This is a genomic window from Neorhizobium sp. DAR64860/K0K1 (assembly GCF_050500205.1).
Lineage (GTDB): Bacteria > Pseudomonadota > Alphaproteobacteria > Rhizobiales > Rhizobiaceae > Neorhizobium > Neorhizobium soli.
The window spans coordinates 212,239-237,529 of record NZ_CP191459.1; the positions used below are offsets into that span (position 1 = coordinate 212,239).

The 25,291-nt window shown below is 61.1% G+C and carries 19 protein-coding genes; 13 read left to right on the top strand and 6 right to left on the bottom strand.

Translation table 11 applies throughout. From position 1 onward, the window contains the following. Positions 1-53: 53 nt before the first annotated feature. Entirely contained in the window at positions 54-989 is a 936-nt protein-coding gene (locus ACQY1J_RS05635; RefSeq protein WP_430250897.1) for a tyrosine recombinase XerC, read from the bottom strand. Between the two features lie 139 nt (positions 990-1,128). Here ACQY1J_RS05635 and ACQY1J_RS05640 point away from each other — a divergent pair, with 139 nt between their 5' ends. Further along, positions 1,129-2,073, top strand: a complete 945-nt coding sequence (locus ACQY1J_RS05640; protein ID WP_430250898.1) for a GNAT family N-acetyltransferase — start codon at positions 1,129-1,131, stop codon at positions 2,071-2,073. On the opposite strand, the gene ACQY1J_RS05645 is transcribed toward ACQY1J_RS05640, so the two are convergent. After that, positions 2,060-3,010 carry a hypothetical protein gene (locus tag ACQY1J_RS05645; protein ID WP_430250899.1) on the bottom strand — a complete coding sequence of 317 codons (951 nt, stop codon included), beginning with the start codon at positions 3,008-3,010 and terminating at the stop codon, positions 2,060-2,062. The two genes, ACQY1J_RS05640 and ACQY1J_RS05645, sit on opposite strands and share 14 nt — an antisense overlap. Before the next feature lie 164 nt (positions 3,011-3,174). On the opposite strand from ACQY1J_RS05645, the gene ACQY1J_RS05650 reads away from it, so the two are divergent. The 7 genes from ACQY1J_RS05650 to ACQY1J_RS05680 all read left to right on the top strand — a co-directional run bounded on the left by ACQY1J_RS05650 (position 3,175) and on the right by ACQY1J_RS05680 (position 11,054). Then, the gene (locus tag ACQY1J_RS05650) at positions 3,175-5,394 is read left to right on the top strand and encodes a primosomal protein N' (RefSeq protein ID WP_430250900.1); all 2,220 of its coding nucleotides are present in this window, start codon (positions 3,175-3,177) and stop codon (positions 5,392-5,394) included. A 66-nt stretch (positions 5,395-5,460) separates the two neighbouring features. After that, entirely contained in the window at positions 5,461-5,844 is a 384-nt protein-coding gene (locus ACQY1J_RS05655; protein ID WP_430250901.1) for a DUF4345 domain-containing protein, read from the top strand. A 261-nt stretch (positions 5,845-6,105) separates the two neighbouring features. Next, complete coding sequence (locus tag ACQY1J_RS05660) at positions 6,106-6,672, top strand: F0F1 ATP synthase subunit delta (RefSeq protein ID WP_062581709.1); 567 nt, start codon at positions 6,106-6,108, stop codon at positions 6,670-6,672. Next, positions 6,672-8,201, top strand: a complete 1,530-nt coding sequence (atpA, locus tag ACQY1J_RS05665; RefSeq protein ID WP_062462534.1) for a F0F1 ATP synthase subunit alpha — start codon at positions 6,672-6,674, stop codon at positions 8,199-8,201. Before ACQY1J_RS05660 ends, atpA begins: the two co-directional genes overlap by 1 nt. Before the next feature lie 29 nt (positions 8,202-8,230). Next, positions 8,231-9,118, top strand: coding sequence for a F0F1 ATP synthase subunit gamma (locus tag ACQY1J_RS05670; protein ID WP_062581712.1), 888 nt, complete (start codon positions 8,231-8,233; stop codon positions 9,116-9,118). Between the two features lie 23 nt (positions 9,119-9,141). Then, positions 9,142-10,572: a F0F1 ATP synthase subunit beta gene (gene atpD, locus ACQY1J_RS05675; protein WP_062581713.1), complete on the top strand. Its 1,431-nt coding sequence runs from the start codon at positions 9,142-9,144 to the stop codon at positions 10,570-10,572. Positions 10,573-10,646: 74 nt separating this feature from the next. Continuing rightward, positions 10,647-11,054 (top strand): F0F1 ATP synthase subunit epsilon, encoded by a 408-nt coding sequence (locus ACQY1J_RS05680; RefSeq protein WP_062462547.1) that lies wholly within the window; start codon positions 10,647-10,649, stop codon positions 11,052-11,054. A gap of 74 nt (positions 11,055-11,128) precedes the next feature. On the opposite strand, the gene ACQY1J_RS05685 is transcribed toward ACQY1J_RS05680, so the two are convergent. Further along, entirely contained in the window at positions 11,129-12,025 is an 897-nt protein-coding gene (locus ACQY1J_RS05685; protein WP_184654585.1) for a LysR substrate-binding domain-containing protein, read from the bottom strand. Between the two features lie 112 nt (positions 12,026-12,137). Between ACQY1J_RS05685 and ACQY1J_RS05690 the strand changes: the two genes are divergently transcribed. The 5 genes from ACQY1J_RS05690 to fdhD all read left to right on the top strand — a co-directional run bounded on the left by ACQY1J_RS05690 (position 12,138) and on the right by fdhD (position 18,023). Continuing rightward, on the top strand, positions 12,138-13,283 hold the full coding sequence (locus ACQY1J_RS05690) for an iron-containing alcohol dehydrogenase (RefSeq protein WP_430250902.1): 1,146 nt from the start codon (positions 12,138-12,140) through the stop codon (positions 13,281-13,283). Positions 13,284-13,299: 16 nt separating this feature from the next. Next, a complete protein-coding gene (locus ACQY1J_RS05695; protein WP_430250903.1) occupies positions 13,300-14,799 on the top strand; it encodes an aldehyde dehydrogenase family protein in 1,500 nt (499 codons plus the stop codon). Between the two features lie 171 nt (positions 14,800-14,970). After that, positions 14,971-16,095: a mandelate racemase/muconate lactonizing enzyme family protein gene (locus ACQY1J_RS05700; protein WP_430250904.1), complete on the top strand. Its 1,125-nt coding sequence runs from the start codon at positions 14,971-14,973 to the stop codon at positions 16,093-16,095. A gap of 195 nt (positions 16,096-16,290) precedes the next feature. Continuing rightward, positions 16,291-17,175, top strand: coding sequence for a LysR family transcriptional regulator (locus ACQY1J_RS05705; protein ID WP_062462554.1), 885 nt, complete (start codon positions 16,291-16,293; stop codon positions 17,173-17,175). After that, positions 17,175-18,023, top strand: a complete 849-nt coding sequence (fdhD, locus tag ACQY1J_RS05710) for a formate dehydrogenase accessory sulfurtransferase FdhD (RefSeq protein ID WP_430250905.1) — start codon at positions 17,175-17,177, stop codon at positions 18,021-18,023. The genes ACQY1J_RS05705 and fdhD overlap by 1 nt, the downstream gene beginning before the upstream one ends. Before the next feature lie 29 nt (positions 18,024-18,052). Here fdhD and ACQY1J_RS05715 read toward each other — a convergent pair whose 3' ends face one another. From ACQY1J_RS05715 to ACQY1J_RS05725, 3 genes are all read right to left on the bottom strand, one after another. Then, complete coding sequence (locus ACQY1J_RS05715; protein ID WP_430250906.1) at positions 18,053-19,810, bottom strand: methyl-accepting chemotaxis protein; 1,758 nt, start codon at positions 19,808-19,810, stop codon at positions 18,053-18,055. A gap of 213 nt (positions 19,811-20,023) precedes the next feature. Next, positions 20,024-20,503: a chemotaxis protein CheW gene (locus ACQY1J_RS05720; protein ID WP_062462566.1), complete on the bottom strand. Its 480-nt coding sequence runs from the start codon at positions 20,501-20,503 to the stop codon at positions 20,024-20,026. A gap of 295 nt (positions 20,504-20,798) precedes the next feature. Then, positions 20,799-25,289 carry a translocation/assembly module TamB domain-containing protein gene (locus tag ACQY1J_RS05725; protein ID WP_430250907.1) on the bottom strand — a complete coding sequence of 1,497 codons (4,491 nt, stop codon included), beginning with the start codon at positions 25,287-25,289 and terminating at the stop codon, positions 20,799-20,801. Between the last annotated feature and the right edge of the window lie 2 nt (positions 25,290-25,291).

The window sequence follows — 25,291 nt, forward strand, 5'->3', positions numbered from 1 at the left end:
ACCCTAGCGGGACTGCTCGAACAGCGGCTTAACCGATGTGGTTAAGGATGGGTTCATGCCCTTGGATGGGCGCGGTCGTAGACTTCGAGCAGTCTCGACGTATCGACGCCCGTATAGACCTGCGTGGTGGAAAGGCTTGCATGTCCCAGCAGTTCCTGGATCGTGCGCAGATCGCCACCTCCGGCCAGAAGATGGGTCGCGAAGGAATGGCGCAGCGCATGCGGCGTGGCGCTGTCGGGCAGGTTGAACGCGCTTCTGAGCTTCTGCATCTCGCGCTGGATGATCGCCGGCTGAAGCGTCTTGCCGCGCGCACCCCGGAACATCGGGGCATCGCCGGCCAGGTGGTAGGGGCAGAGTTTCCGGTAGGTCTCGACCGCTTCGAGGATGACCGGAAGAAGCGGCACAATCCGCGTCTTGCCGCCTTTGCCGAGAATGCGAAGCGAGGTTGCGCCTGCATCGACATCGGCGGGCGTCAAGCCGAGCGCTTCGGAAATGCGCAGGCCGCAGCCGTAGAGCAGCGTCAGGATGGCTGCATCCCGTGCCGCGATCCATGGCTCTTCGTGCAGTTGCGCCTCTGCGGTGACGACGTTGAGGGCCTGGGTGTCTGTCAGCGGCTTCGGCAGCGATTTCGGCTGACGCGGGGCACGGATAGCGCCGGCGGCCGCGGCGTTCACCAGTCCCTTGCGCTCCAGATACCGCAGGAACGAGCGCAGTCCGGCCAGATGACGGCCCAGCGAACGCGCACCGGAGCCCTCGCGCCGCCGGGCTGCCAGAAAGCTTCTCAAGTCTGCCGGACGCAGGGTATGGATATCCGAAATCGTCGGCGGTCCGGCGAGGTGCGTGGTCAGAAAAGTCAGGAATTGCCGCGTGTCGCGCTCATAGGCGTCAAGCGTGTTGGGCGACAGCCGGCGCTCTCCACTCAGGCTCTCCAGCCATTCGCGGCGCCTCTCGAGGAGATCGGGGGCAGCGATAATGAGCAGTTCGTTCATGAGGGCGACGTTGATTTCCGTGGCATGCCGCCCCAGATTGCTCCCAGCATCGTTACGGAATCCCTAAGGGCACGGTAACCCTGCCACCGTAATATCATGCGGGCACTGCAAAAGTGCAGGCCCGCTTCAAGGAGTTTTAATGGACCGCCGTGATTCCATGACGAGCTTCGGCCAGTTCGCCGAAGCCATCGCACGCGTATCTCAAGGGCGTCCGGGCCACATCGTCGATACCCTCATCGCCGAGCGGGGCAAGCGGATCGTCGGCAGTCCCTTCTGGCCGGTCATGCGTCCGTTTCTCTACACGCTGCTGCGCTACGGAAGGGCGATCGAGTTCGCCGACGACATTGCGCCGAAGTCCGGCTACCAGTGTTTCGAATATCTGAGCGCGCATCTGAAGCTGAAGCTTTCGGTCAAAAACGAGGAGCGGATCCCCGACAAGGGAGGTTTCATCCTCGTCAGCAACCATCCGACCGGCATTGCCGACGGCGTCGCCGTGTTCGACCTGTTGAAGTCGCGCCGTCCGGACCTGATGGTGTTTGCCAACCGCGATGCGGTGCGGGTCAATCCGCGTTTTGCCGAAATGATCATTCCCGTCGAATGGCGCGACGATCACAAGAGCAAGCTCAAGACCCGCGAGACGCTGGTTCTCACCAACAAGGCGGTCGAGGAGGGCAAGGTGATGATCCTGTTCCCATCCGGCCGCATCGCCTACTGGGAAAATGGCCGGCTGAACGAGCGTCCCTGGAAGACCTCCGCCGTCGGACTTGCCCGCAAATACAATCTGCCGATCCTGCCTGTCCACATGACGGCGCGCAATTCCGGGCTGTTCTACTGGCTTGCCAAATGGTCGACCGAGCTGCGCGACATGACGGTGTTCCATGAGCTCCTCAACAAGAAGGGCAACCAGTTCGATTTCATCATCGGACACTTGATCCAACCGGACCAGCTGGAGGGTGACGTCGTCGAGGTCACCAAGGCGCTGGAGCGGCATACGGTTTTCGGTCTCGCAGCCGACGGCGATGCGCAGTTTGTGCCGATCGCGACACAGACGACTTCGAACGCCTTAAACCTCAATACTTGTTGAGAAATTTCTCGAGCGACCGGTTCAGGCGCAGTCCCTGCTGCCGATCCAGTTCTTCTATAGCAAGGTCCTTAGCCGTCACCGCAGTCGGCTTTGTCGTGGGTTTGGTCTGGGCGCTTGATCTTTTTGCCTGCACTATCTCTTTCTCTGATGGCGGAAGCGACAATGAAAATGTCACGGTGTGCGTATCCGTGCGGGAATTGGCGTTGGTCAAGGAGGCCTCGCTCAGGTGGAAGCCAGCTTTCGGCTCCTCTATCGAGAATTTTGGTGAAAACGAGCCCATAAGTTTTGTCGTGAATTCGATCAAGTCCGCAAATTTTCGGCTGGTCTTGTCGTCGTTTGACGATAGGTTCCCAAATTCATTCAGTTTGATGAACGTATCCAGGGCCTCGGACAGACCAATCCGTCCGGTCAAAGGATATACGATATCGATTTTCGCACTCTGGATGCTGCAATAGCGATCGGTCGCTTCACTCACCGCAAGATCGGCGAATTTATCCGCTATTCTAAAACTTCTGTCGTTCCGACGACTGAGTTCTACACCACCCCCGAGGCCAATGGAACGCGAGCCATTCGAGAACGGCTTTAGAAACTTCACGGACAATTCGTTGTTATTGGTCTCGGTGATGTTCAGCTGAAAATCGTAGGCTATGGCAGCATTTTCGTACCGGTCGAAGTATTGCTTCGTTTCTTGGCTGAAGTCCTTTCGGTACGCTTCAAGAAATGTAAGTTTCTTGTCAGTCAGCCGCTTCGCAAGATGTTTATCGTCGTCGGACCCATCCAGAAGCTGCGAGATCGCAATATTGCGGATCGCGTCGCGCGCTTCACATCGAACCTTCCTGACGATTTGATAGGTCGTATCATCCTTCGAGATATCCTCCGGCAGAGGATGGATATTGCAGCCAGCCAGCAGAAAAGCAGGCACCAAAAGTGTCGTCATTGACCTGATGAACATCCGCAGCCCCCACTCCGGTTTTCAGCTCTACCTATAGTAAGCAATTGTTTAAAATGCAACCTGAATTTCGCGCCGCGATGTTTGCCGTCGATGGGGCGGCTGCTCAAACAGCGGTTCCCTTTCGTTCCGGTTTTGGGCATGGTCCCGCCATGGACACAGATTCGTCCGACCTGTTCGGTCCGCTCCTCGATAAGCCCGTCGCGGCCGTCGTGCCGGTCCTGGTGCCTTTGCCGGTGCCGGGTCCATACAGCTATGCCGTGCCCGAGGGACTGGTCGTGGTGCCCGGTTCCGTCGTGCAGGTGCCGGTCGGTCCACGCCAGATGATCGGCGTCGTGTGGGATGGCGCGGACGACAGCGCGCTCGACCCGAAGAAGCTGCGGCCGATCACGCTCGCCTTCGATTGCCCGCCGCTTTCCAAGGAGATGCGCGATTTCGTCGACTGGGTCTCGGCCTACACGCTATCACCGCCGGGTTTCGTGGCACGCATGGCGATCCGGGCTCCGGCTGCGCTCGATCCGGAACCGATGGTGGAGGGTCTGCGCTTCATCGGTGGCGAGCCGGCGCGACTGACACCGGCCAGAACCCGGGTGCTCGACCGTGCGAAGGAGCAGGAAGCGCCCTGGACCCGCAGCGGCCTTGCGCATGCGGCCGGCGTTTCCCTGAGCGTCGTCGACGGATTGATCAAGCAGGGTGTGTTCGACACGATTTTCCTGCCGCCGCCGCCGGTGGTGGCAAGGCCGGACCCGGAATACACCGCGCCCCGTATCGAGGGACCTCAGAAGGGGGCGGCCGAAGAGATCGTCGCTTCGGTCCGCGCCGGCGGGTTTGCCGCGTCCCTGATCGATGGTGTCACGGGGTCCGGCAAGACGGAAGTGTATTTCGAGGCGATCGCGCAGGCGCTCCGACAAGACAAGCAGGTTCTGATCCTGTTGCCGGAAATCGCACTCACGTCGAGCTTTCTCGATCGGTTCGAGCAGCGGTTCGGGGCAAAGCCTGCCGAATGGCATTCGGATCTATCCCCCCGTATCCGTGAGAAAGTCTGGCGCGGCGTCGTGACGGGGGAGGTGAGGGTGGTTGCCGGGGCCCGTTCGGCTCTGTTCCTGCCGTTCGAGGATCTGGGGCTGATCGTCATCGACGAAGAACACGACCCTGCCTACAAGCAGGAGGACCGCGTCTTCTACAATGCCCGCGACATGGCGGTGGTGCGGGCCCGGATCGGCGATTTTCCGATCGTGCTGGTGTCGGCGACGCCTTCAGTGGAAAGCCAGGTCAACGGGCTCTCCGGGCGCTACACGACGGTCCACCTGCCGACCCGCTTTGGTGATGCAGCACTGCCGGACCTGCATCTCGTCGACATGCGCCGCCATCCGCCGGAACGCGGTGGGTTCCTCTCGCCCATTCTCCTGCGCGGCATGAAGAAGGCGCTGGAGCGCGGCGAGCAGTCGCTGCTGTTTCTGAACCGTCGCGGCTATGCGCCGCTGACGCTCTGCCGTGTCTGCGGCCACCGCTTCCAGTGCCCGCAATGTTCGAGCTGGCTGGTCGAGCATCGCTTCAGAAACCAGATCCAGTGCCATCAGTGCGGCTATCACGAACATACTCCGGAAGCCTGCCCGGAATGCGGGACGTTCGACCACCTCGTCGCCTGCGGGCCGGGCGTGGAGCGGATCGCGGAAGAGGTGGAGAAGCATTTCCCGGAAGCCCGCACCATCGTCATGTCGTCGGACCTGCTCGGCGGCGTGAAGCGGTTGCGGATGGAGCTCGACGCGATCGCCAAGGGCGATGTGGATATCGTGATCGGCACACAGCTGGTGGCGAAGGGCCATAACTTTCCGCTGATGACGCTGGTCGGCATCGTCGATGCGGATCTCGGCCTGTCGAATGGAGACCCGCGGGCGGCCGAGAGGACGTTCCAGCTGCTCAGCCAGGTAACGGGGCGTGCCGGGCGAACAGGGTTGAAGAGCCACGGCCTGATCCAGACCTTCCAGCCGCAGCATCCCGTCATGCAGGCAATCGTCTCCGGCGATGCGGGCGCTTTTTACGAGCGTGAGATCGCGGAGCGCGAAAAGGCAATCCTTCCACCGTTCGGGAGGCTGGCGTCGCTCATCGTGTCTGCCGATACGCGCGCCGATGCGGAAACCCATGCACGGGGATTGCGCGCGGCCGCGCCAAGGGTGACCGGCATTTCCGTGCTCGGTCCAGCCGAAGCGCCGCTGGCGCTGGTACGTGGGCGCCACCGCTTCCGGCTTCTTGTGCACGGACGGCGCAATTCCGACATGCAGGCTTTCCTGAAGGCGATGATTTCAGCCGGCCCGAAGGTGCGTGGTACGGTGCAGATCCAGCTCGATATCGATCCGCAGAGCTTTCTCTGATCTCATCTTTGCGAGTTGTTTACCGCTTTCGGTAAAATCGCCGCACAAGAACGATTCGAGGATGTCATGGAACTGTATTTCCCTACCGAGACCGGCGAGCAGCTGGCTTTTGTCTGCGCTGCCGCAACGGCTCTCATCGGGCTCCTCATCCTGCTGTTCCCCGGTCCCTGCCTGCGGTTTTCGGCGTTTCGGATCGGCGACGTGACGCCGGAGGGTTACGGATCGGTACGGGTCGCCGGCGCTCAATATGTCGGCCTCGGCGTCGTGCCGATCATCTTTGCCCAAGACTGGTTCTATATGGTGCTCGGCATCGTGCTCGGTTTGGGGGCATTCGGACGGCTTGTCTCGTTTGCTTTGGATCGTGGCGCGACTGTGAAAAATACACTGATTCTCCTACTTCAGGTTGTGCTTTCAGCGGGCCCGCTCGCCTATGTCTTCGGCTATCTCTGAGCTTTCCAATTGCGAGAGTTCATCGCAGACGCGGTCAAATCCAGCGCAGTTCGACATAAAAACGACTCAAGCTCTTGTCCGAGGGGCGTTTTCCCGCCTCTCCCGTGTTGCGAGTCCCTACATCCTATGCTAGACGGACCGCGAAAGTCGGAAATGGTGGGGTGGAGGCCTTGCTGGTTCTGATTAATAATCAAATATTTTCAAGGTCTTGCTGATCCTCTAACAAAGGGCGCGGCGCTTGGATGGCAATTCAGGGAAACTGTGCCCGTGGCTGACACGTCCCCGCTTATTTCCGGTGTCGCAGAGCGTTACGCTTCTTCGCTTTTTGAGCTCGCGCTCGAAACCGGTTCCATCGATAAAGTCAGCGCCGATCTCGATCGGTTTCAGGCGTTGCTGGATGAGAGCGAAGACCTTCGGCGTCTGGTTGCAAGCCCGGTGTTTTCCGCCCACGATCAGCAGAACGCGGTGACAGCCGTTGCCGAAAAGGCTGGCATCACCGGTGCCGTTCTCAACTTCATTAAGGTCGTTGCCGGAAATCGCCGTCTGTTTGCGCTTCCGGGCATGATCCGCAGCTTCCGCCAAATCGCTGCCGAGCATCGTGGCGAGGTTACCGCTGAGGTAACTTCTGCCCACGCGCTCACCCCAGCGCAGGAAACTGAACTTAAGTCGGCGCTGAAGGGCGTCACCGGCAAGGATGTGACAATCGCCGTTACGATCGATCCGTCGATCCTCGGCGGCCTGATCGTCAAGGTCGGCTCGCGTCAGATCGATACGTCCCTTCGCACCAAACTTTCCACCCTTAAGCTTGCATTGAAAGAGGTCGGCTGATGGATATCCGTGCAGCGGAAATTTCCGCAATTCTCAAGGACCAGATCAAGAACTTCGGCCAGGAAGCCGAAGTCTCTGAAGTCGGCCAGGTTCTGTCCGTCGGTGACGGTATCGCTCGCGTTTACGGCCTTGACAATGTCCAGGCTGGTGAAATGGTCGAGTTCCCGGGCGGTGTCCGCGGTATGGCGCTGAACCTCGAATCCGACAATGTCGGCGTGGTTATCTTCGGCTCCGACCGTAACATCAAGGAAGGCGACACCGTCAAGCGGACCGGCGCCATCGTTGACGTTCCTGTTGGTCCAGAACTGCTTGGCCGTGTCGTTGACGCGCTTGGCAACCCGATCGACGGCAAGGGCCCGATCAACGCGACCCGCCGTTCGCGCGTCGACGTTAAGGCTCCCGGCATCATCCCGCGCAAGTCGGTTCATGAGCCGATGTCGACCGGCCTCAAGGCCATCGATGCTCTGATCCCGGTTGGCCGCGGTCAGCGCGAGCTCGTCATCGGCGACCGTCAGACCGGCAAGACCGCGATCATTCTCGACGCGTTCCTGAACCAGAAGGCGATCCACGAGACCGGCCCGGAAAACGACAAGCTGTTCTGCGTGTACGTGGCCATCGGTCAGAAGCGCTCGACGGTTGCCCAGTTCGTCAAGGTTCTCGAAGAACGCGGCGCACTGCCTTACTCGATTATCGTTGCTGCGACCGCATCCGACGCTGCTCCGATGCAGTATCTAGCTCCGTTCGCCGGTTGCGCGATGGGCGAGTACTTCCGCGACAACGGTCAGCACGCGCTGATCGCTTATGACGACCTTTCCAAGCAGGCCGTCGCTTATCGTCAGATGTCCCTTCTGCTGCGTCGTCCTCCGGGCCGCGAAGCTTATCCGGGCGACGTCTTCTACCTGCATTCGCGTCTTCTTGAGCGCGCTGCAAAGCTCTCCGACGAGCGTGGCTCCGGTTCGCTGACGGCTCTGCCTGTTATCGAAACCCAGGGTAACGACGTTTCGGCGTTTATTCCGACCAACGTGATCTCGATCACCGATGGCCAGATCTTCCTTGAAACCGACCTGTTCTACCAGGGTATCCGTCCGGCCGTTAACGTCGGTCTGTCGGTGTCCCGCGTTGGCTCGGCCGCGCAGATCAAGGCGATGAAGCAGGTTGCCGGTTCGATCAAGGGCGAGCTTGCCCAGTATCGTGAAATGGCTGCGTTCGCGCAGTTCGGCTCCGACCTCGACGCCTCGACACAGCGCCTGCTTAACCGCGGTGCACGCCTGACCGAACTTCTGAAGCAGCCGCAGTTCTCGCCGCTGAAGACCGAAGAGCAGGTTGCGGTGATCTTTGCTGGCGTCAACGGCTACCTCGACAAGATCGCGGTTTCCGATGTCGGCAAGTTCGAGCAGGGTCTGCTCTCCTACCTTCGTTCCGAAGGCAAGGCGGTTCTCGAAACGATCCGCAGCGAGAAGCAGGTTTCCGACGACACGAAGGCAAAGCTCAAGGCAGCTCTCGACAGCTTCGCCAAGTCTTTCGCCTAAAACGGATCTAGATCGAGGACCGATAACGGATGCCTTCACTTAAGGATCTGAAAAACCGGATCGCCTCCGTCAAGGCGACGCAGAAGATCACCAGGGCGATGAAAATGGTCGCCGCTGCGAAACTGCGCCGTGCACAGGAGGCGGCCGAGGCTGCCCGTCCTTATGCGGAGCGTATGACCAAAGTATTGGCCAGCCTTACGGCTGCCAATGCCGGCAATGCTGAAGCACCGCTTCTCTTGTCCGGGACTGGCAAGGATCAGGTTCATCTCCTGATCGTTGCGACCGGCGAGCGTGGTCTGGCGGGGGGCTTCAACTCCTCGATCGTCCGTCTGGCACGCGAGCATGCGCTAAAGCTGATTGCACAGGGCAAGACGGTCAAGATCCTGACCGTCGGCCGCAAGGGCAACGACGTGCTTCGCCGTACGTTCAAGGACAACATCGTCCACTACGTGACCTTCCGCGAAGTTAAGCAGCTTGGTTTCGTCCAGGCCGACGAAGTGGCCCACAAGGTGCTCGAGCTGTTCAACGCCGGCGAATTCGACGTTGCGACGCTTTTCTTTGCGCGCTTCCAGTCGGTTATCGCGCAGGTGGCAACTGCCCAGCAGATCATCCCCGCAAAGTTCGACGTCAGGGATGCAGCACAGCCGGATGCCGGTTCTGCCGCACTTTACGAATACGAGCCGAGCGAACAGGAAATCCTGGAAGACCTGCTGCCGAAGAACATCGCAGTGCAGATCTTCCGTGCACTTCTTGAAAACAACGCTTCCTTCTATGGCGCGCAGATGTCTGCAATGGACAACGCGACGCGCAATGCCGGTGACATGATCAACAAGCTGACGCTCTCCTACAACCGTCAGCGCCAGGCACAGATCACCAAGGAACTCATCGAAATCATTTCGGGCGCGGAAGCGCTCTGAGGTAAAGAAAGAGGGTAATAATCATGGCTACCGCAACGGGCACGTCCCTCGGCAAAGTGACCCAGGTTATCGGCGCTGTCGTCGACGTGGCGTTCGACGGCGAACTGCCGGCGATCCTCAACGCGCTTGAAACAGAGAACAACGGCAACCGCCTCGTTCTTGAAGTCGCGCAGCATCTTGGTGAAAACCAGGTTCGCACCATCGCCATGGACTCGACCGAAGGTCTTGTTCGCGGTCAGCGCGTAACGGATACCGGCGCTCCGATCACCGTTCCGGTTGGTCCTGAGACGCTCGGCCGCATCATGAACGTCATCGGCGAGCCGGTCGACGAAGCTGGTCCGCTGATCACGTCGGGCAAGCGCTCGATCCACCAGGAAGCACCGTCCTACGTCGAGCAGTCGACCGAAGGCCAGATCCTGGTAACCGGCATCAAGGTCGTCGATCTGCTGGCTCCCTATTCCAAGGGCGGCAAGGTTGGCCTGTTCGGCGGCGCTGGCGTTGGCAAGACCGTTCTCATCATGGAACTGATCAACAACGTCGCCAAGGCGCACGGTGGTTACTCGGTATTTGCTGGCGTGGGTGAACGTACCCGCGAAGGCAACGACCTTTACCACGAAATGATCGAATCCGGCGTGAACAAGCATGGCGGCGGCGAAGGCTCGAAGGCAGCTCTCGTTTACGGCCAGATGAACGAACCTCCGGGTGCGCGCGCTCGCGTCGCTCTGACGGGTCTGACCATCGCTGAAGACTTCCGCGACAAAGGCCAGGACGTTCTGTTCTTCGTGGACAACATCTTCCGCTTTACCCAGGCAGGTTCCGAAGTGTCGGCTCTTCTCGGCCGTATTCCTTCGGCCGTTGGCTATCAGCCGACGCTTGCGACCGACATGGGTCAGATGCAGGAACGTATCACCACCACGACCAAGGGTTCGATTACCTCGGTTCAGGCCATCTACGTTCCCGCCGACGACTTGACCGACCCGGCTCCTGCAACCTCGTTCGCCCACTTGGACGCAACGACGGTTCTGTCGCGCTCGATCGCCGAAAAGGGTATCTACCCGGCTGTTGATCCGCTCGACTCGACTTCGCGCATGCTCGACCCGCTGGTTGTCGGCGAAGAGCATTACGAGATCGCTCGTAAGGTTCAGACTACGCTTCAGCGCTACAAGGCTCTGCAGGACATCATCGCCATCCTCGGCATGGACGAACTGTCCGAAGAGGACAAGATGACCGTTCAGCGCGCCCGCAAGATCGAGCGCTTCCTGTCGCAGCCGTTCTTCGTCGCCGAAGTGTTCACCGGTGCGCCGGGCAAGCTGGTTGCTCTCGAAGACACGATCAAGGGCTTCAAGGGCCTCGTTGCCGGCGAATACGATCACCTGCCGGAAGCTGCCTTCTACATGGTCGGCTCGATTGAAGAAGCCATTGAAAAGGCAAAGAAGCTTTCCGAAGCTGCCTGATCCTATAAGACGGCGCGCGGGAGATGATCCGGCGCGCCATTCCTGCTTGAAACACTCGAGGGAAGTGGACCTTGATGGCCGACGCTTTCAAATTTGAACTGGTATCGCCCGAGCGCCTGCTCGTGTCGGAGAATGTCTCCGAAGTGGTGATTCCGGCTACGCTTGGCGAAATGACGGTGCTTGCCAACCATGCGCCGACGATGACGACGATCAAGCCGGGCGTCGTGTCCGTGAAGCTTGCCTCGGGTCAGGTCACCAAATACGTCGTTTTCGGTGGTTTTGCCGATATCGTTCAGGACAGCTGCACGCTGCTCGCGGAATCCGCTGTGCCGGTGACCGAACTGAACCAGGACACGCTGCAGAAGCGCATCGATGCCACGCAGGCTGCCATCGACAACGCTAACAGCGACGAGCACAAGACGAAGCTCGAACAGTTCCTGTCCGAACTGACGCATCTGAACGGTATCGTCGTTCCGGCCTGATTATTCAGAGTCCAATATAATTTACGAAGGGCGGTCCATCGGGCCGCCTTTCTCGTTTCTGGCTCGTGCGTTGCCTATGGGTTTCCGAGCAGGTGCTGGTGGAGACGTGCGGCGCCTGGGGTGAGCGAGCGGTAGCGCGGCATGCCGAGATAGTAGCCATAGCCCGTATCGAGCTGCGCCGTACCAAGCTCCACCAGTGTTCCGGACGCGAGCTCCTCGGCAATCAATCCTCTGCTGCCAAGCGTCACGCCCTCGCCTCGAAGGGCGGCATCTATCGCCAGTGAGTAGGTCGAGAAGGACAGGCGCGGCTTGATCGCTGCCTTGGGTGGCTTCGGCAAGCGCGCGAACCATTGCCTGAGCGAAATCCAGTGGGCGTTGGCCCGCTCGTAATCGATCAGGTCCAGCTGTGTCATGGCGTCTGCGGTGAGCGACGCTGCATCGAGCCCACGTCTTTCCACATAGGCGGGGGAGGCGACGGGGACGAGGTTTTCCCGGATCAGCAAAGTGAGGTTCCACCGCGGGTGTTCGCCGGCGGCGTACAGGATAACGAGGTCGTTGGCTTCCGATGCCAGTTCCGACGGCACGTCCGTCGTCAGCAAACGCACGGAAACAGAAGGGCTTTCATTGTCGAAATCCTTCAGGCGCTTGCCGAGCCACAGATGCGAGACCGAGCTGCTGGCGGCGATCGAGATGGTTTCGCGGCCACCACCCCGGAACGGCTCAAGACTTTCCTCCAGATATTCCAGCGTGGCGCGCACCCTCTGGGCAAGACGGTCTCCCTCCGGCGTCAGGCTGAGATTGCGGCCGCGGCGGGTGAAAAGCTTCGCGCCGAGCTGGTCTTCCAGCCCCTGGATACGCCGGCTGACGGCGGCCTGGGTGATGTGGAGCTCACGACCTGCGCGGGAGAAATTCATGAACCGGCATGCGGCATCGAAGACGCGGAAGGCTTCCAGCGGAATTCTGTCCAGCATTTCATGCTCCATGATTTCACATCATCAATAAGCCCGAAAAACCGATGGATTTGAAGAGTTCAAATTGTGATGCACACTGTCGCCACGTGATCTTGTCCGGGGTGTCTCCATCATGCAGTTCTCGACTTCGTCAGTTCCAGACATCCGCTTCGGCACGGGGCTATTCCGCGATCTCGCCTCCGCTGTCAGAGGATTCGAGGACGTGGCGATCGCAACCGTTGTCATGGACGGGTTCCTGGCATCGAGCGGGCTCGCCGCAGCACTTGCGGATGAGTTGGTCACCGCCGGGATCGAGCCGCGACTGTATTGTGATTTCTCGGGCGAGCCCAAACTCACGCATCTTCGCGCCGCAAGTGAGCTGGCGAGGGGTTCCAATCTCGTCATCGGTATTGGCGGCGGGTCGGCGCTGGATATCGCCAAGATCGCCGCCTGCTGCGCGGCGTCCGGCGAGGATCCGATGCACTATGCACTGGCGGCCAATCCGCTTCCGCGCAACCCCCTGAAGAAGATCATGGTGCCGACGACTGCGGGCACCGGCTCGGAAACTTCAGCGACGAATATCTTTGCCGGGCCGGAAGGCAAGAAGCTGTGGATCTGGGGAGGGGAAACCAAGGCAGATCTCGTCATCCTCGATCCGGAACTCACCATTTCGCTGCCGTCGCACCTGACGGCGTGGTGCGGCATGGATGCCTTTATTCACGCGTTCGAGGCGGCGACCAACCGCAACACGCATGCCGGCGCGAAACTCTACGCTCATGAGGCCATGCGGCTGGTGGCAGGTTCGCTGGAAACGGCCGTCAAGGCTCCAGGCAATCTCGATGCCCGCGGGAAGGTGCTGCTGGGATCCTGCTATGCCGGTATCGCGATCGACAACTGCGGCACGGCTGTCGCGCACAATATCAGTCATGCGCTGGCGGGCCTTGCGCCGATTCATCACGGTCTTGCCACGGCGCTCGGCTTCGAGGCGACGCTTTCGTGGCTCTGCGATGCCGACACGCCGGACCTGAGCGACGCGGCCCATGTGCTGGGGCTTGCCGATGCGCAGGTGCTGCCCGGGTTTGTTACCGATCTCATGGATCGCTGCGGGGTGCAGCGCGCGCTGCCGAAGGCATTCGAGGCCTTTTCGGGTGCAGACCTTGCCGCCGAAATGCGGGCGCCGGAAAACCAGCCGATGCGGCGCTCGACCGTCCACGACGTTTCAGACGCTGACATCGATGCCTTCGCGAACACGATCATGGCGCTGCCGAAGACGCTTTAGGAACAGGGACACTCCGATGACCACGACCCATACCCGCGATTACTGGGAAAGCGCGCTTTCCTCGCTCAAGCTCGAAGGCCGTCTTTTCATAGAAGGCGACTACCGCCCGGCGCAGTCAGGCGAGACCTTCACCCGTCCGCGCCCGATGGACGGCAAGCCGGGGACGCCGCTCGCGCGCGGGGTGGGCGCAGATATCGACGTTGCCGTTGCATCTGCCCGCGCAGCCTTCGAGAGTGGTGTCTGGCGCAAACGAGAGCCGCTCGAGAAAAAGAAGGTCATGCTCCGATGGGCAGACCTCATCCGCGCCCATGCCGAAGAGCTTGCGATGCTGGAAACGCTCGATGTCGGCAAGCCGGTTCTGGCGTCGCTCAATGTCGATGTGCGCCTCTGCGCCGATGGCATCCAGTATTACGGTGAAATGATCGACAAGCAGTATGACGAGGTCGCACCGACCGGCCCGAATGCCCGCGCACTGGTGCGAAAAGTGCCGCTCGGCGTGATCGGGGTCATCACGCCCTGGAACTACCCGATGATCATCGACGCCTGGAAGCTTGGTCCGGCAATCGCGGCCGGCAATAGCGTCGTCCTCAAACCGGCCGAACAATCGTCTCTCTCGGCGCTCCGGCTTGCGGCACTGGCCGTGGAAGCAGGTCTTCCGGCTGGCGTGTTCAATGTCGTCACCGGTTATGGCGAAGAGGCCGGCAAGCCGCTGGCGCTGCATATGGATGTGGACATGATTGCCTTTACCGGTTCGACCGAAGTCGGCAAGCTGATCATGGGCTATGCAGCCCAGTCCAACGTGAAGCGCGTGGCGCTTGAGCTTGGCGGCAAGTCGCCCATCGTCGTGTTCGAGGATGCAGACCTTGATGCCGCCGCCTCGGCCGCCGCCTGGGGCTGCTTCTACAATGCCGGGGAAACCTGCCATGCCTCGACCCGGCTTCTGGTGCAGCGCTCGGTTCAGGAGAGGCTGATCGCGAAAATCGAGGCGGTGACGGCGAGTGACATCGCGCTCGCACATCCGTTCGAACCGTCGTCCCAGATCGGCGCGCTGATCGACGAAGCGCATATGGAAAAAGTACTCGGCATGATCGCTGCCGGAGAGACGGAGGGTGCCAAACGCGTCTTCGGCGCCGAACGCGTGCTTTCCGAGACGGGCGGCTTCTATATCTCGCCCGGTGTCTTTGTCGACATGACCAACGACATGAGCCTGGCGCGGCAGGAGATATTCGGACCCGTCCTTGGTGTGATCCCCTTCGATACGGAGGAAGAAGCTCTCCGGATTGCCAACGATACGATCTACGGTCTGGCCGGCGCGGTCTTCACCAAAGACATGGACCGCGCTCACCGCATTTCGGAAGCGATCCATGCGGGCACCGTGTGGATCAACACTTATGACATGGCGAATTTCTCGACACCCTTCGGCGGGTTCAAGCAATCCGGTTTCGGACGCGACCGTTCGGTGCATGCGATCGACAAATACTGCGACTACAAAACCATCTGGCAGCAGTTTGGGTAGGAAGGCCCTCTCTGGCCTGCCGGCCATCTCCCCCACAAGGGGGGAGAAGACTCGTGGCGGTCGCTCGTCTGGAATTGATCTCCGGCGTTGCGGCGGGTTAAAGCCCTCCCCCTCGTGGGGAGGGTGGGGAGGGGTCTTCGTCAGTCCGGCAACATCAGCGGAGGAAAGAACATGAGCCGTATCGCATCGATCGAGATCACCCATCATCGCCTGCCGCTCGATCCGCCGTTCAAGGCAAGCTGGGACGGCAGGCCGCGGCATCATTTCGACGCCACGATCGTTCGCGTCAGGGACGATGAGGGCCGGGAGGGGATCGGCTCGGGCGACCTGATGAAGGGTTTCGAGGGCCACGAGGACCTGTTCATCGGCCAGGACCCACGTCATCTGGAACGGCATTACGAGGTGCTCTCACATATCAACTTTCACTATGGCCGCTGCTGGCCGCTGGATCTGGCGCTTTGGGATCTGTCGGGCAAGATCAATGGAGAGCCCGTCTGGCGTATGCTCGGAGGCCGCTCGGACAAGGTGCGCCTCTACGCTTCGTCAGGCGTGCTGCGCGATCCCCAGGCGATGGCGGATCAGGGGGAGCGTTACGTCGAGGAGGGGTTTCCGGCCATGAAGGTGCGCTTCTCGTCGTCTGCCGGCGGTCGTTCCGGCTGGCGGGATGACATCAAGGCGCTGGGAGCGATCCGTGCCCGCGTCGGCGATCGCCTGGAACTGATGGTCGACTGCAATCAGGGCTGGCGCATGCCCTGGGATACGACACTGCCATGGACGTTCAAGGATGCACTTGCGGTTGCGAAGGAACTGGAAAGGCTCGACATCTACTGGATGGAAGAACCGCTGTTCCGGTCCGACCGCAAGGGCATGCGAGCGTTGAAGGAGGCGACGTCGGTGAGGATCGCGGGCGGCGAGATGACCCGCGAGCTCTCGGAATTCCGCGATATCATCGAGGAGCGTGCGTTCGACGTGATCCAGCCGGATGTTGCGCTGGTGGGCGGCATTACCGGCTGCCGGCGGCTCGTCTATCAGGCGCGGGAGGCGGGGGTGACGTTTACGCCGCACAGCTGGACCAACGGAATCGGCGTGCTTGCCAACGCGCATCTGACTGCCGGCGTGGGGGATGCGCCTTTCCTCGAATACCCTTACGACAATCCGGAATGGAGCGAGGCGCGGCGGGATTATCCGATGGCTTCGCCTCTGAAGCACAGTCACGGCTGGCTGGAACTGGGCGACGCGCCGGGTCTCGGCATCGTGCTGGAAGAGGATCGTCTCGCGTCAACCCGGATTGCCTGATCCCAGGCCGTCTGCACCCTGAGTTCGCAGAGCCTGCGGTCTACCAGCGTCGACCAACGAAGAGGTGATTGACGACGCCGAAATCTCCTGCGCATTCGATTTCTTTTGCCGCTATAAGTTGCCGGCAGAGTGATTTGATGGGATGTGGCGCCGGAAGTTCCGGCAATTCAGAGCCATATCGTGTGGGAGCGGGCTTTGATCGACAAGCTGGAATTCTTCATTGCGCTGGCACGGGAAGGCCATTTCGGTCGCGCGGCCGAGGAATGCGGCATTGCCCAACCTTCCCTGTCGGCGGCGATCCGGCACCTCGAAGACAGTCTCGGCGTCCAGCTCGTGGTGCGCGGTTCGCGCTATCAGGGCCTGACGCCCGAGGGACAGCGCGTGCTGGAATGGGCAAAACGCATTGTAGGCGATGCCCGCACGATGCGCGAGGAAATGCGCGCCGCCCGCAAGGGTCTTGCGGGCCACATCCGTCTTGCCGTCATCCCGACGGCGCTTGCCATGGTGCCCAGCCTGACGGGGCCTTTCCAGACCCGGTATCCGGATGTAACGTTTTCGGTCGTGTCCCGCACATCGCTGCAGATCCTGACACAGCTCGACAACTTCGAGATCGATGCGGGCATTACCTATCTCGACAACGAGCCGCTCGGTCGTGTCGTCAGCATTCCGCTCTATTCAGAAAGCTACAATCTTGTCACGGCCGACGGCACGCCTCTTTCCGACCGTAAACAGGTGACCTGGACCGAAATGGCCGGGTTGCAGCTCTGCCTTTTGACGCCGGATATGCAGAACCGCCGGATTATAAGCCAGCACCTCGCGGAAGCCGGCGTGACGGCGAGGCCGATGCTTGAATCCAATTCGATGGTCACGCTGCTGGCGCATGTCGGTACCGGTCGCTGGGCCAGCATCATGCCGCAGAACGTGGCCGAGTCCTTCGGTTTCTCGCAGAATATCCGCACCATTCCGATCGTGGAGCCGCATGTCAGCCATACGGTTGGTCTTGTCGCTCCGCATCGCGAACCCAATACGCCACTGGTTTCAGCGCTGCTCCACGAGGCGCGCCTGCTCGGAAAGTCCTGATGTCCACGTTGAATGATGAACACAAGGGCGGCATCGCGCCGACCGTTTCGCTGGCTGAAACGTCCTATCGCGATGGGCTCGTCAAGGAAACGAGCCGGTTCGTACCCGAAGAGGTGCCGATCGCCTTTTCCTACGGTGGCTCAACCCAGGCGGTGATGATGGGCACGCCTGCCGATCTCGAGGACTTCGCGGCCGGTTTCACGCTGACGGAAGGCATCATTGCTTCCATCGCCGAGATTGAAGGGATCGAGGTGCTCCAGGAGGGCGACGGTCTCGATGTTCAGGTCACGCTTGCCGAAGACAAGGAAGATGCTCTGCGCGCCAGACGACGCCATATGGCAGGACCCGTCGGCTGCGGCCTTTGCGGCATCGAATCGATCGAGCAGGCGATGCGTCCGGTGCCTGATGTCTCCGGTGTCGACATGCTTCTGTCAGCCGCTGACATTGCGCGTGCCAGCAACGCGCTCAATTCCGCCCAGCCGTTGCATGCCCAGACTCGCGCGGTTCACGGAGCCGGTTTCTACGTCCTCGGCGAGGGACTGGTTGCGGTGCGCGAGGATGTCGGTCGGCACAATGCGCTCGACAAGCTTGCGGGCGCCGTGATGCGCGCAGGCCGCACGGGCGCCGAAGGCGTCGTCGTCGTTACCAGCCGCATCTCGGTAGAAATGGTGCAGAAGGCCGCCATTCTCGGTGCCCCAGTCTTGATCGCCATATCGGCGCCGACCGCACTGGCCATCCGCACGGCGGACGCCGCAGGCATGACCCTTGTCGCACTCTCACGCGGCGAGGATTTCGAGATCTTCACGCATCCGCACCGGATCCGTTTCGAGCCAGCCGAGGTTACCTGAACGCCGCCCCGGCTGCTCTTGAGGGTGTCTCAGAAATCTTCCCAGCCACCGGCGGTTTTCAGATTGCCTTGGACCATGCGCAGCGGCGCCACGTTGGCTGCTGCCGGCGTATAGTTCGATTCCGGCCTGCGGACCTGGGAGGTGACGGAGCCGATATCGAATTGGCTGAGCAGAGCCTTCAGGCTATCGGCCTCGTTGGCCAGTGAATAGCTGGCGGCGGTGGTTTCTTCCACCATCGCGGCGTTCTTCTGGGTCGCCTGGTCCATGTGATTGACCGCGCTGCTGATCTCTCGCAGGCTGGTTGCCTGTTCGCGGGATGCCTCGACGATCGCGCCGACATTTTCATGGATGCTTGCCACCTGCACGAGGATTTCCTGCAGTGATCGGCCGGTACGCCCGACCAGTTCGACACCGCTGGAGACCTGATGTGCCGAGGTGTTGATCAGAGTCTTGATCTCCTTGGCGGCCTTGGCCGAACGCTGAGCGAGTTCGCGCACTTCCTGAGCAACCACGGCAAATCCCTTGCCCGCTTCACCCGCGCGCGCCGCCTCGACACCGGCGTTCAGGGCCAGGAGGTTGGTCTGGAAGGCGATGTCGTCGATCACGCCAATGATGTTGTTGATCTCGTTCGACGAGGCGGCGATCTCGTCCATCGCCGAAATGGCACTGCGGACGACAAGGCCGGATTGTTCGGCATTTTCCTTGGTGGCCCTGACCTGCTTGCCGGCCTCGTCGGCGCGGCTGCTGGAATCGGTGACGGTGCGCGTCACTTCCTCAAGGGCTGCTGCGGCCTGCTCAAGCGCGGCTGCCGCCTGCTCGGTGCGCTTTGCGAGCTCTCCAGATGCGTCACGGACTTCGGTTGAAGCCGCGGCAATACCGGCTGCATTCTGCGCCACGGTGCGCATGGCATCGGTCAGCTTGGCGGCGACCTCGTTGAAGTCGCTTCGGGTGGTTTCCATGCTCGGCACGAAGGGCGTATCGAGCGACTGGTCAAGCTTGCCGTCCGCGAGATTGCGCAGGCCTTTGCTCAGCATGCCGATTGCGTTCATGCGCGGCGTCACGTCGGTTGCAAACTTGACGACCTTCGTGACCTTGCCACTGAGATCGCGGATCGGGTTATAGGCGGCCTGGATCCAGATCTCGCGGCCACCCCTTCCGTAGCGGACAAACTCGTCGGCAATGAACTCGCCTTCCGACAGCTTCTTCCAGAATTCCGCATAGGCAGGTGACGCCGCATAGCCAGGCTCGCAGAACATCCGGTGGTGGCGTCCCTTGATCTCGGCCAGATCGTAGCCGACAGCGTTGCAGAGATTTTCGTTGGCGTCGAGGATTTCGCCCTGTGGTGTGAATTCGATGACGGCCTGCGACCGGCTGATTGCCGAAAGCTTGCTCGCGTCGTCGGCTGCCTTCAGCTTCGTGGCCGTGATATCGGTCGCGAACTTGATGACCTTGTATGGTTTGCCGTTGCGCATGACCGGGTTGTAGGAGGCCTGGATCCAGATTTCCCCGCCTGATTTGGTGATACGCTTGTACTCCCGCGCCTCGAACTTGCCGGCAGCGAGGTCTTTCCAGAAAGAGCGGTATTCGTCGGACGCAACGAAAGCGGGCTCGCAGAACATGCGGTGATGCTTGCCTTTTATTTCTGCGAGCGTGTACCCCAGCGCCTGGCAGAAATTCTCGTTGGCATCCAGGATGGTGCCGGTCAGATCAAATTCAATAACGGCCTGCGAACGCGATATGGCGTCGAAGATCCGCGCCACATCCCCGGCTTTACCCAATCCCAGCATGATTATCCCCTTGCCGCGCCGCGTCGGACACTCGGCTGCGTACTTTTGACGCCTTTTCCCAACAGCGGGATGGTCGTCGCCCCGGGATAACATTAGAAAGCATAAATATTAAAAAGTGATGGATGAAGCCTGGTTGTGAGCAAGTATTACGAAGCAAACGACAAAGGCCGCATGACTTAGTCATGCGGCCTTTGTTCAAATCGCGGGGATGGTTTAGGCAGCGAGTTCTTCTACTTCGGTGCCCTTGAACATCTTTGACAGGTTGAGGAAGCAGATCATGCCGTTTTCGTTGGCGATGATGCCTTCCGAGAACGACTTGTCGAACGAAGCGGAGACTTCCGGAACCGGCTGAACCGTGTTTGCGGGAATGGTCAGGATGTCGGACACGCGATCGACCAGCATGCCGATGACCATGTTATGCACCTCGGCGACCACAATCGCGCTCCGCTCGTTTGCGACAGTGCTCTTCATGCCCAGCTTGAAGGCCAGATCGATGATCGGGATGACGGATCCGCGCAGGTTCATGACGCCGATGACGTCGGCCGGTGCATGCGGGAGCGGTGTCGACGGGGCCCAACCGCGGATTTCGCGGATGGTGGTGGTCTTCACGCAGAACTCCTGATCGTGAAGGCGGAAGGCGATGATCTCAAGCGTATCGCCACTGTAAGTCTTCGAGTTGATCGTCGCGGACATCAAAGTTCTTCCCGGTTCGTGCAGGCCTTTCCGGCGACAGCGGCAGGTCCGGTTCAAGGCTTTCAGCTGGCGCTGCTGACCTTTCCGCAACGGTGCTGCAAACCGTATGGCAAGTTTCAATTCGCTAACTGTATGCGAAGAGTATTTCGCAATTCTAAACTTGCTCACCAGTTCGCTAATGTTCTGGCATGTCTCCGCAGGCAGGGTAGCTCTTGCTACGCCCGGTTGCCGGCCACGTTCAGGGCAGTCGGATGTTTCCCGTCTGGTGGGCTGTGGGTGGCTCTACGTCACCTGGTCAGTATTCTTTTTCGTAGAATACGCCTGCGGTGCCGCCTTCGCTGCCGGCGCCGGCCTTCAGCTTGACGCCACGCCCGACATCCAGATTGATGGTGGCCTGAGCGCCGTTCTGGCCGCCCTGCTCGACCTGGAAGTAGGTGCGCTTGTTGATGTAGCGCCCCACCGATACCGTCGTCTGGCCCGTATCGTCTGTGCTGATGTCGAGGTCATCGACGCCGAGGTTGCTGCGCAGCTTTTCGAGCAGCGACGTCGAGCCCCCGCCGGCAAGCTGGGTCACGGCATCGGCCAGCTGTGCAATCTGCAGCGGCGACAGACGCGACATCGACTGGTTGAAGATCAGTCGTGCCAGAACCTCGTCCTGCGGCAGGGCAGGGGCGGAGGAGAAGGAAATCGTCGGATCGTTGGCAACGCCGGTAATGTTCACCGTGATCGTCGTCTGGCCGGAGCTCGTGTTTGCTTCCATGTCGAGGATCGGTACCAGACCGCCGCCGAAGGTGATCTTGCCTTCGGTAAAGTCCAGCCGCTTTGACAGGATGACAATACGGCCTCTACGCATGTCGAAGCCACCGGAAATGACAGGGGTGACTGCGTCGCCCCTGATCGTCAGGTCGCCGCCGAGCTCGGCGTCGATACCGCGGCCTCGCACGAAGATACCGTTCGGTGCCAGGATCTGCAGGTCGAGTGCAATCGGCTCGCTGGCACCCTTTGCGCTTTTCGGCCGGATTTCCTCCATCTGGCGCACAACGTCGCGTGGGGCGTTGCGGTGGCGGATATCGATCGATGACAGTGATGACGGAAGCCGGGCCGGCACGGTGATTGCAGCCTTGGTCAGCGACACCTTGCCCTTCAGCGCCGGGCCCGACAGCAGCGGGCCGTTGATCGTGAGATCTCCGTCAGCGGTGACCGCAAACAGGTTTCCGTCCGCATAGCTCGCCTTGTTGAGGACGATGCGCAGATCGGCCGGAAAGCCCTCGGTCGTCTCTACGGAGCCTGTCACGGCGACGGTGCCGCCGCTTGCAAGCGTTCCGCCCAGCCGCTCGATCGTGGCGCGGGTGCCGTCGAGCCGAACGTTGAGAGCGAGATTGTTGATGGCGAGATTGCGCCTCGCATCGACGAACTTCGCCCCTGAGGAGGTGACGCTGCCTGAGAGAAGCGGTGCCTTGGCCGTTCCGCGAATGCCGAGATCGACATTGCCGGTGCCTGTCAGCACGAACCCCTGAGCGGCAAGTTGGCCCGCGAGTATGGAAAACGGAAAGCGCCCATCGAATTTGAGGTTCAGCGCCTTGTCGCCTTCGAGCGAGACAGCGCCGCCACCGGTGAGCGAAATACCGCCGCCGCCGGTAAGACCGAGGTCGACGGTTACGCGCGTACCCTCATAGGTACCCTTGGCAGTCACATCCACCGAAGCAACGCCTGCGGATGTCGACTGGCTGACGGAGGCGTTCGCCCAACGCAGATCGTAACGAACGGCCGGCGCCTGGGGACTTCCGGTTGCCACCACGGTCCCGGAGATCGCGCCTTTTGCGCCGAGGCCCGGTACGAAGGCATTTGCGAGACTGGCCGGGACAGATCTGGCCCTTGCATTGATGTCGAGCGCCGGCGCGCCGTCGGCGTTGAGGATCACGCGTCCGTCGGCGGTCAATTCGAGACCATCGGATCCCGTGAGACGGGTGCGGTCTAGTGTGACTGTACGGTCGGCGAAGCTTCCGGCAGCCTGGAGTCGAAAGGGTGCGATGCCAGCGTCGCGCATCTGGCGAAGCTGTGCATCACTCCATTCCAAATCATATTTGATCGCCGGGGCAGAGGTCGTGCCCGTTGCATTGATCGTGCCGGAAATGACGCCGGCTGCATTGATCGAGGGTACGAACGTGTTGATCAGGCTGGCCGGCAGGGACGTGATCTTGGCGGAAAGATCAAGCGCCGTGCCGGCGGTCCCGTTCAGAGACAGACGGCCGTTGCCGGTGGCAATGGTAAAGTCGGTAAACCGCGCGTTGCCGTTCTCGACAACGATCCGGGTTGGGGCAGCGAGGCGCACGGGGATCTTGCGTGGCGTCGCATTGAAGCTGTTGATCTCGACAGCAAGCCCGTTCGCGGTCTGGATCGCGCCGGCACCCTCGAGTGGCGCATTGTCGTAGGTTGCGGACAGCTTGAAGTCCGTCGTCGTACCACCGTGGGTGATACCCAACTGCATGTTATCGATGACGTTGGTGCCGCTGCCGATGCGCGCCGCACTGATCGAACCGGCAGCAGCAATCGCCTTCAGGTCCGGGATCGTCAGGTCGACCTTGGGTTGGGTGATCTCGATAGCACCTCGCTTCAGGAAGGAACCTTCGGCCTTCACGACAGCGCTCGCCTTGCCGTCGACATTGGCAAAGGTCGCCGAACCGCGAAGGTCGCCCTGCGCCTGCTGGGCTGCGAGTGCGGCAAGAAGTGCCACATCGGGGAAGTTGAAGGTGACTTCGCCGGTGGGAAGGAATTCCGGCGAGAAGGTCAGTGCGCCGTTCACGCGGTTCGGGCCGATTTCGGCGACGATATTGGGGGCAGACGTCTGGCCGTTCGCCGACTGCACATCGGCATTGATGCGGATCGGCTGGCTGTCCAGAGTGCCCTTGGCGACGATCGTGCCCTGCGGCGCCTGTGGATTGGCGGTGCCATTGATCGTGAAGCTCAGATCTTCGAGCTTGCGGCCGACGAGCCTTGCCTCGGCGGAGTTGACGACGGCCTTGACGGCCAGTGCCGTGGTGGGGCCGCTGGTGGTGATGTCAAAGCCTGCGGCGCCTTCGGCATCCGGCAACCAGCGCTTGATGTCCGGAAGGCGTCCGGCAAGGTGGCTGACCAGCGTGCCGTTCTCATAGAGCACGTTGCCGCGGGCTTCGAGTGCGTTCGATTTCAGCGTGACGTTTTCCAGGCTGATGCGGTTTGCCGAGGAGGCGTCGACATAGCCTTCGGCGGCAATTGCGCCTTCAAACTTCGGTGCCAGCGACGGCGGCAGGACCGAGGCATTGGTCGAAATGCGGAAATTGCCGGTGACTGTCTGCTTCGACGTATCGAATGCGCCGCTGACCGTGCCGCTGATGCCGGCGCTTTCGAGCGTCGCTGCATCCAGGCCGATGGCCGGTGGTGCCAGCCGAAGTGGCGCGTCGAGCGTCAGCGGCCCGCGGATCACACGGTTGAGGTCGGGATTGACGAAGCTCATCTGACCAATTGTCAGGCGGCTGCGGATGCTGCCGGCCCGCTGGATCAGGTCGAGATCCTCGCTTTCAGCCTGTAGCCTCACCTGGCCGAACCGGCCTTGCGGAAGCTCTGCGGAATTCAGCGCTGCCGTCGCATTGAAACGGGCAGAGGCTGCGGCGCCGGTCAGGGTGAAATTGATCGTATCAATGGAGAAGCGGCTCTCCTGGCCGTTGATCGGCCACGCGATCGAGACCGGGCCCTTGGTGCCGGAAACGCCGGCCGTCAGGCTGTTGTCGCCGTTCGGGTCCCATGCGCCCTTGGCGGTAATCTTAACGGCGCCGGAGGTTAGGTCGCCGCGCTGGATGTCGACGCGACCCGAAGGCGCGTAGATGGCGGCGACATTGATGTCCGTTGTACCTTCGACCAGCGACCGGAAGGCTGGCGGCATCAGCGTTGCAAGCTGGCCACCACCGATGATTTCCACGCGGTGGGCGCCGTTGTCGACTAGGACATGTTTGCCGTCCACGGAGATGACAGGTGCGCCATCGACATTGCCGACAAGACGGCCGGCCCAGTTCGAGAGAGGTCCTTCGCCATCCAGCCCCAATGCGACGGCAGGAGCGCCGGGAAGGCGCAACAGGCGGGCGAGCAGTCCGCCCTGCGGTTCGGAGACCGAGGCCTTCAGCTGCAGGCGGTTTTCCGACGGTGCGTAGACGATATCTGCGGATGCCTTCGCATCCATCTCGTCCTTGCGGGTTGCTTCCAGCTTGAGCGAGATGTTGGGCCCGGTCGCATCGATCGAGCCCTTCACCGATAGCGCAAAATCGCGTCCGGAGAGAGCCTGCGACAGGTTGATATCCGGCAGATCTATCTGCGCGACCCGAATGCCGACCGGCAGCGGCGAGCCGGACGACTTTGTCGTGCTCTGCGTCGTTATGGTCGCATCCGGCTGCGGCGGACGAATGAAGTTCACGGTCGTTGCGGAAACCCGGTCTGCGCGGAACACGCCGGAGACCAGCGCCGATGGCGACCAGTCGACTTCGATGCCGCCGATTTCGGCATAGGCACCGTCCTTGTCCGACAGCGTCAGGCTGTCGATGCGCAGATCACCCGACAGCAGACCTTCCGGTCGAGAGAAACTGACCTTGCGGTCCGGGGTGGACACCAGCGCCGAGATCCGCTCTGCCGCAATGTTTCCGCCGAACGGCGTCAATGCAACGAACAGGACGACGCCGAGCGCCATGACGAAAAGGACCCCGACCGCGGCAATCGCGGCCTTGAAGACCCATCTCAGCAGGCGAACGAAAAGCGTCATGC

Coding starts and splice junctions, on each gene's coding strand:
- fdhD (WP_430250905.1), top strand. CDS start 17,175: ATGTCCACGTTGAATGATGAACACAAGGGCGGCATCGCGCCGACCGTT.
- ACQY1J_RS05690 (WP_430250902.1), top strand. CDS start 12,138: ATGCAGTTCTCGACTTCGTCAGTTCCAGACATCCGCTTCGGCACGGGG.
- ACQY1J_RS05715 (WP_430250906.1), bottom strand. CDS start 19,810: ATGCTGGGATTGGGTAAAGCCGGGGATGTGGCGCGGATCTTCGACGCC.
- ACQY1J_RS05635 (WP_430250897.1), bottom strand. CDS start 989: ATGAACGAACTGCTCATTATCGCTGCCCCCGATCTCCTCGAGAGGCGC.
- ACQY1J_RS05720 (WP_062462566.1), bottom strand. CDS start 20,503: ATGTCCGCGACGATCAACTCGAAGACTTACAGTGGCGATACGCTTGAG.
- ACQY1J_RS05640 (WP_430250898.1), top strand. CDS start 1,129: ATGGACCGCCGTGATTCCATGACGAGCTTCGGCCAGTTCGCCGAAGCC.
- ACQY1J_RS05695 (WP_430250903.1), top strand. CDS start 13,300: ATGACCACGACCCATACCCGCGATTACTGGGAAAGCGCGCTTTCCTCG.
- atpD (WP_062581713.1), top strand. CDS start 9,142: ATGGCTACCGCAACGGGCACGTCCCTCGGCAAAGTGACCCAGGTTATC.
- ACQY1J_RS05650 (WP_430250900.1), top strand. CDS start 3,175: ATGGACACAGATTCGTCCGACCTGTTCGGTCCGCTCCTCGATAAGCCC.
- ACQY1J_RS05655 (WP_430250901.1), top strand. CDS start 5,461: ATGGAACTGTATTTCCCTACCGAGACCGGCGAGCAGCTGGCTTTTGTC.
- atpA (WP_062462534.1), top strand. CDS start 6,672: ATGGATATCCGTGCAGCGGAAATTTCCGCAATTCTCAAGGACCAGATC.
- ACQY1J_RS05700 (WP_430250904.1), top strand. CDS start 14,971: ATGAGCCGTATCGCATCGATCGAGATCACCCATCATCGCCTGCCGCTC.
- ACQY1J_RS05645 (WP_430250899.1), bottom strand. CDS start 3,010: ATGACGACACTTTTGGTGCCTGCTTTTCTGCTGGCTGGCTGCAATATC.
- ACQY1J_RS05670 (WP_062581712.1), top strand. CDS start 8,231: ATGCCTTCACTTAAGGATCTGAAAAACCGGATCGCCTCCGTCAAGGCG.
- ACQY1J_RS05725 (WP_430250907.1), bottom strand. CDS start 25,289: ATGACGCTTTTCGTTCGCCTGCTGAGATGGGTCTTCAAGGCCGCGATT.
- ACQY1J_RS05685 (WP_184654585.1), bottom strand. CDS start 12,025: ATGCTGGACAGAATTCCGCTGGAAGCCTTCCGCGTCTTCGATGCCGCA.
- ACQY1J_RS05680 (WP_062462547.1), top strand. CDS start 10,647: ATGGCCGACGCTTTCAAATTTGAACTGGTATCGCCCGAGCGCCTGCTC.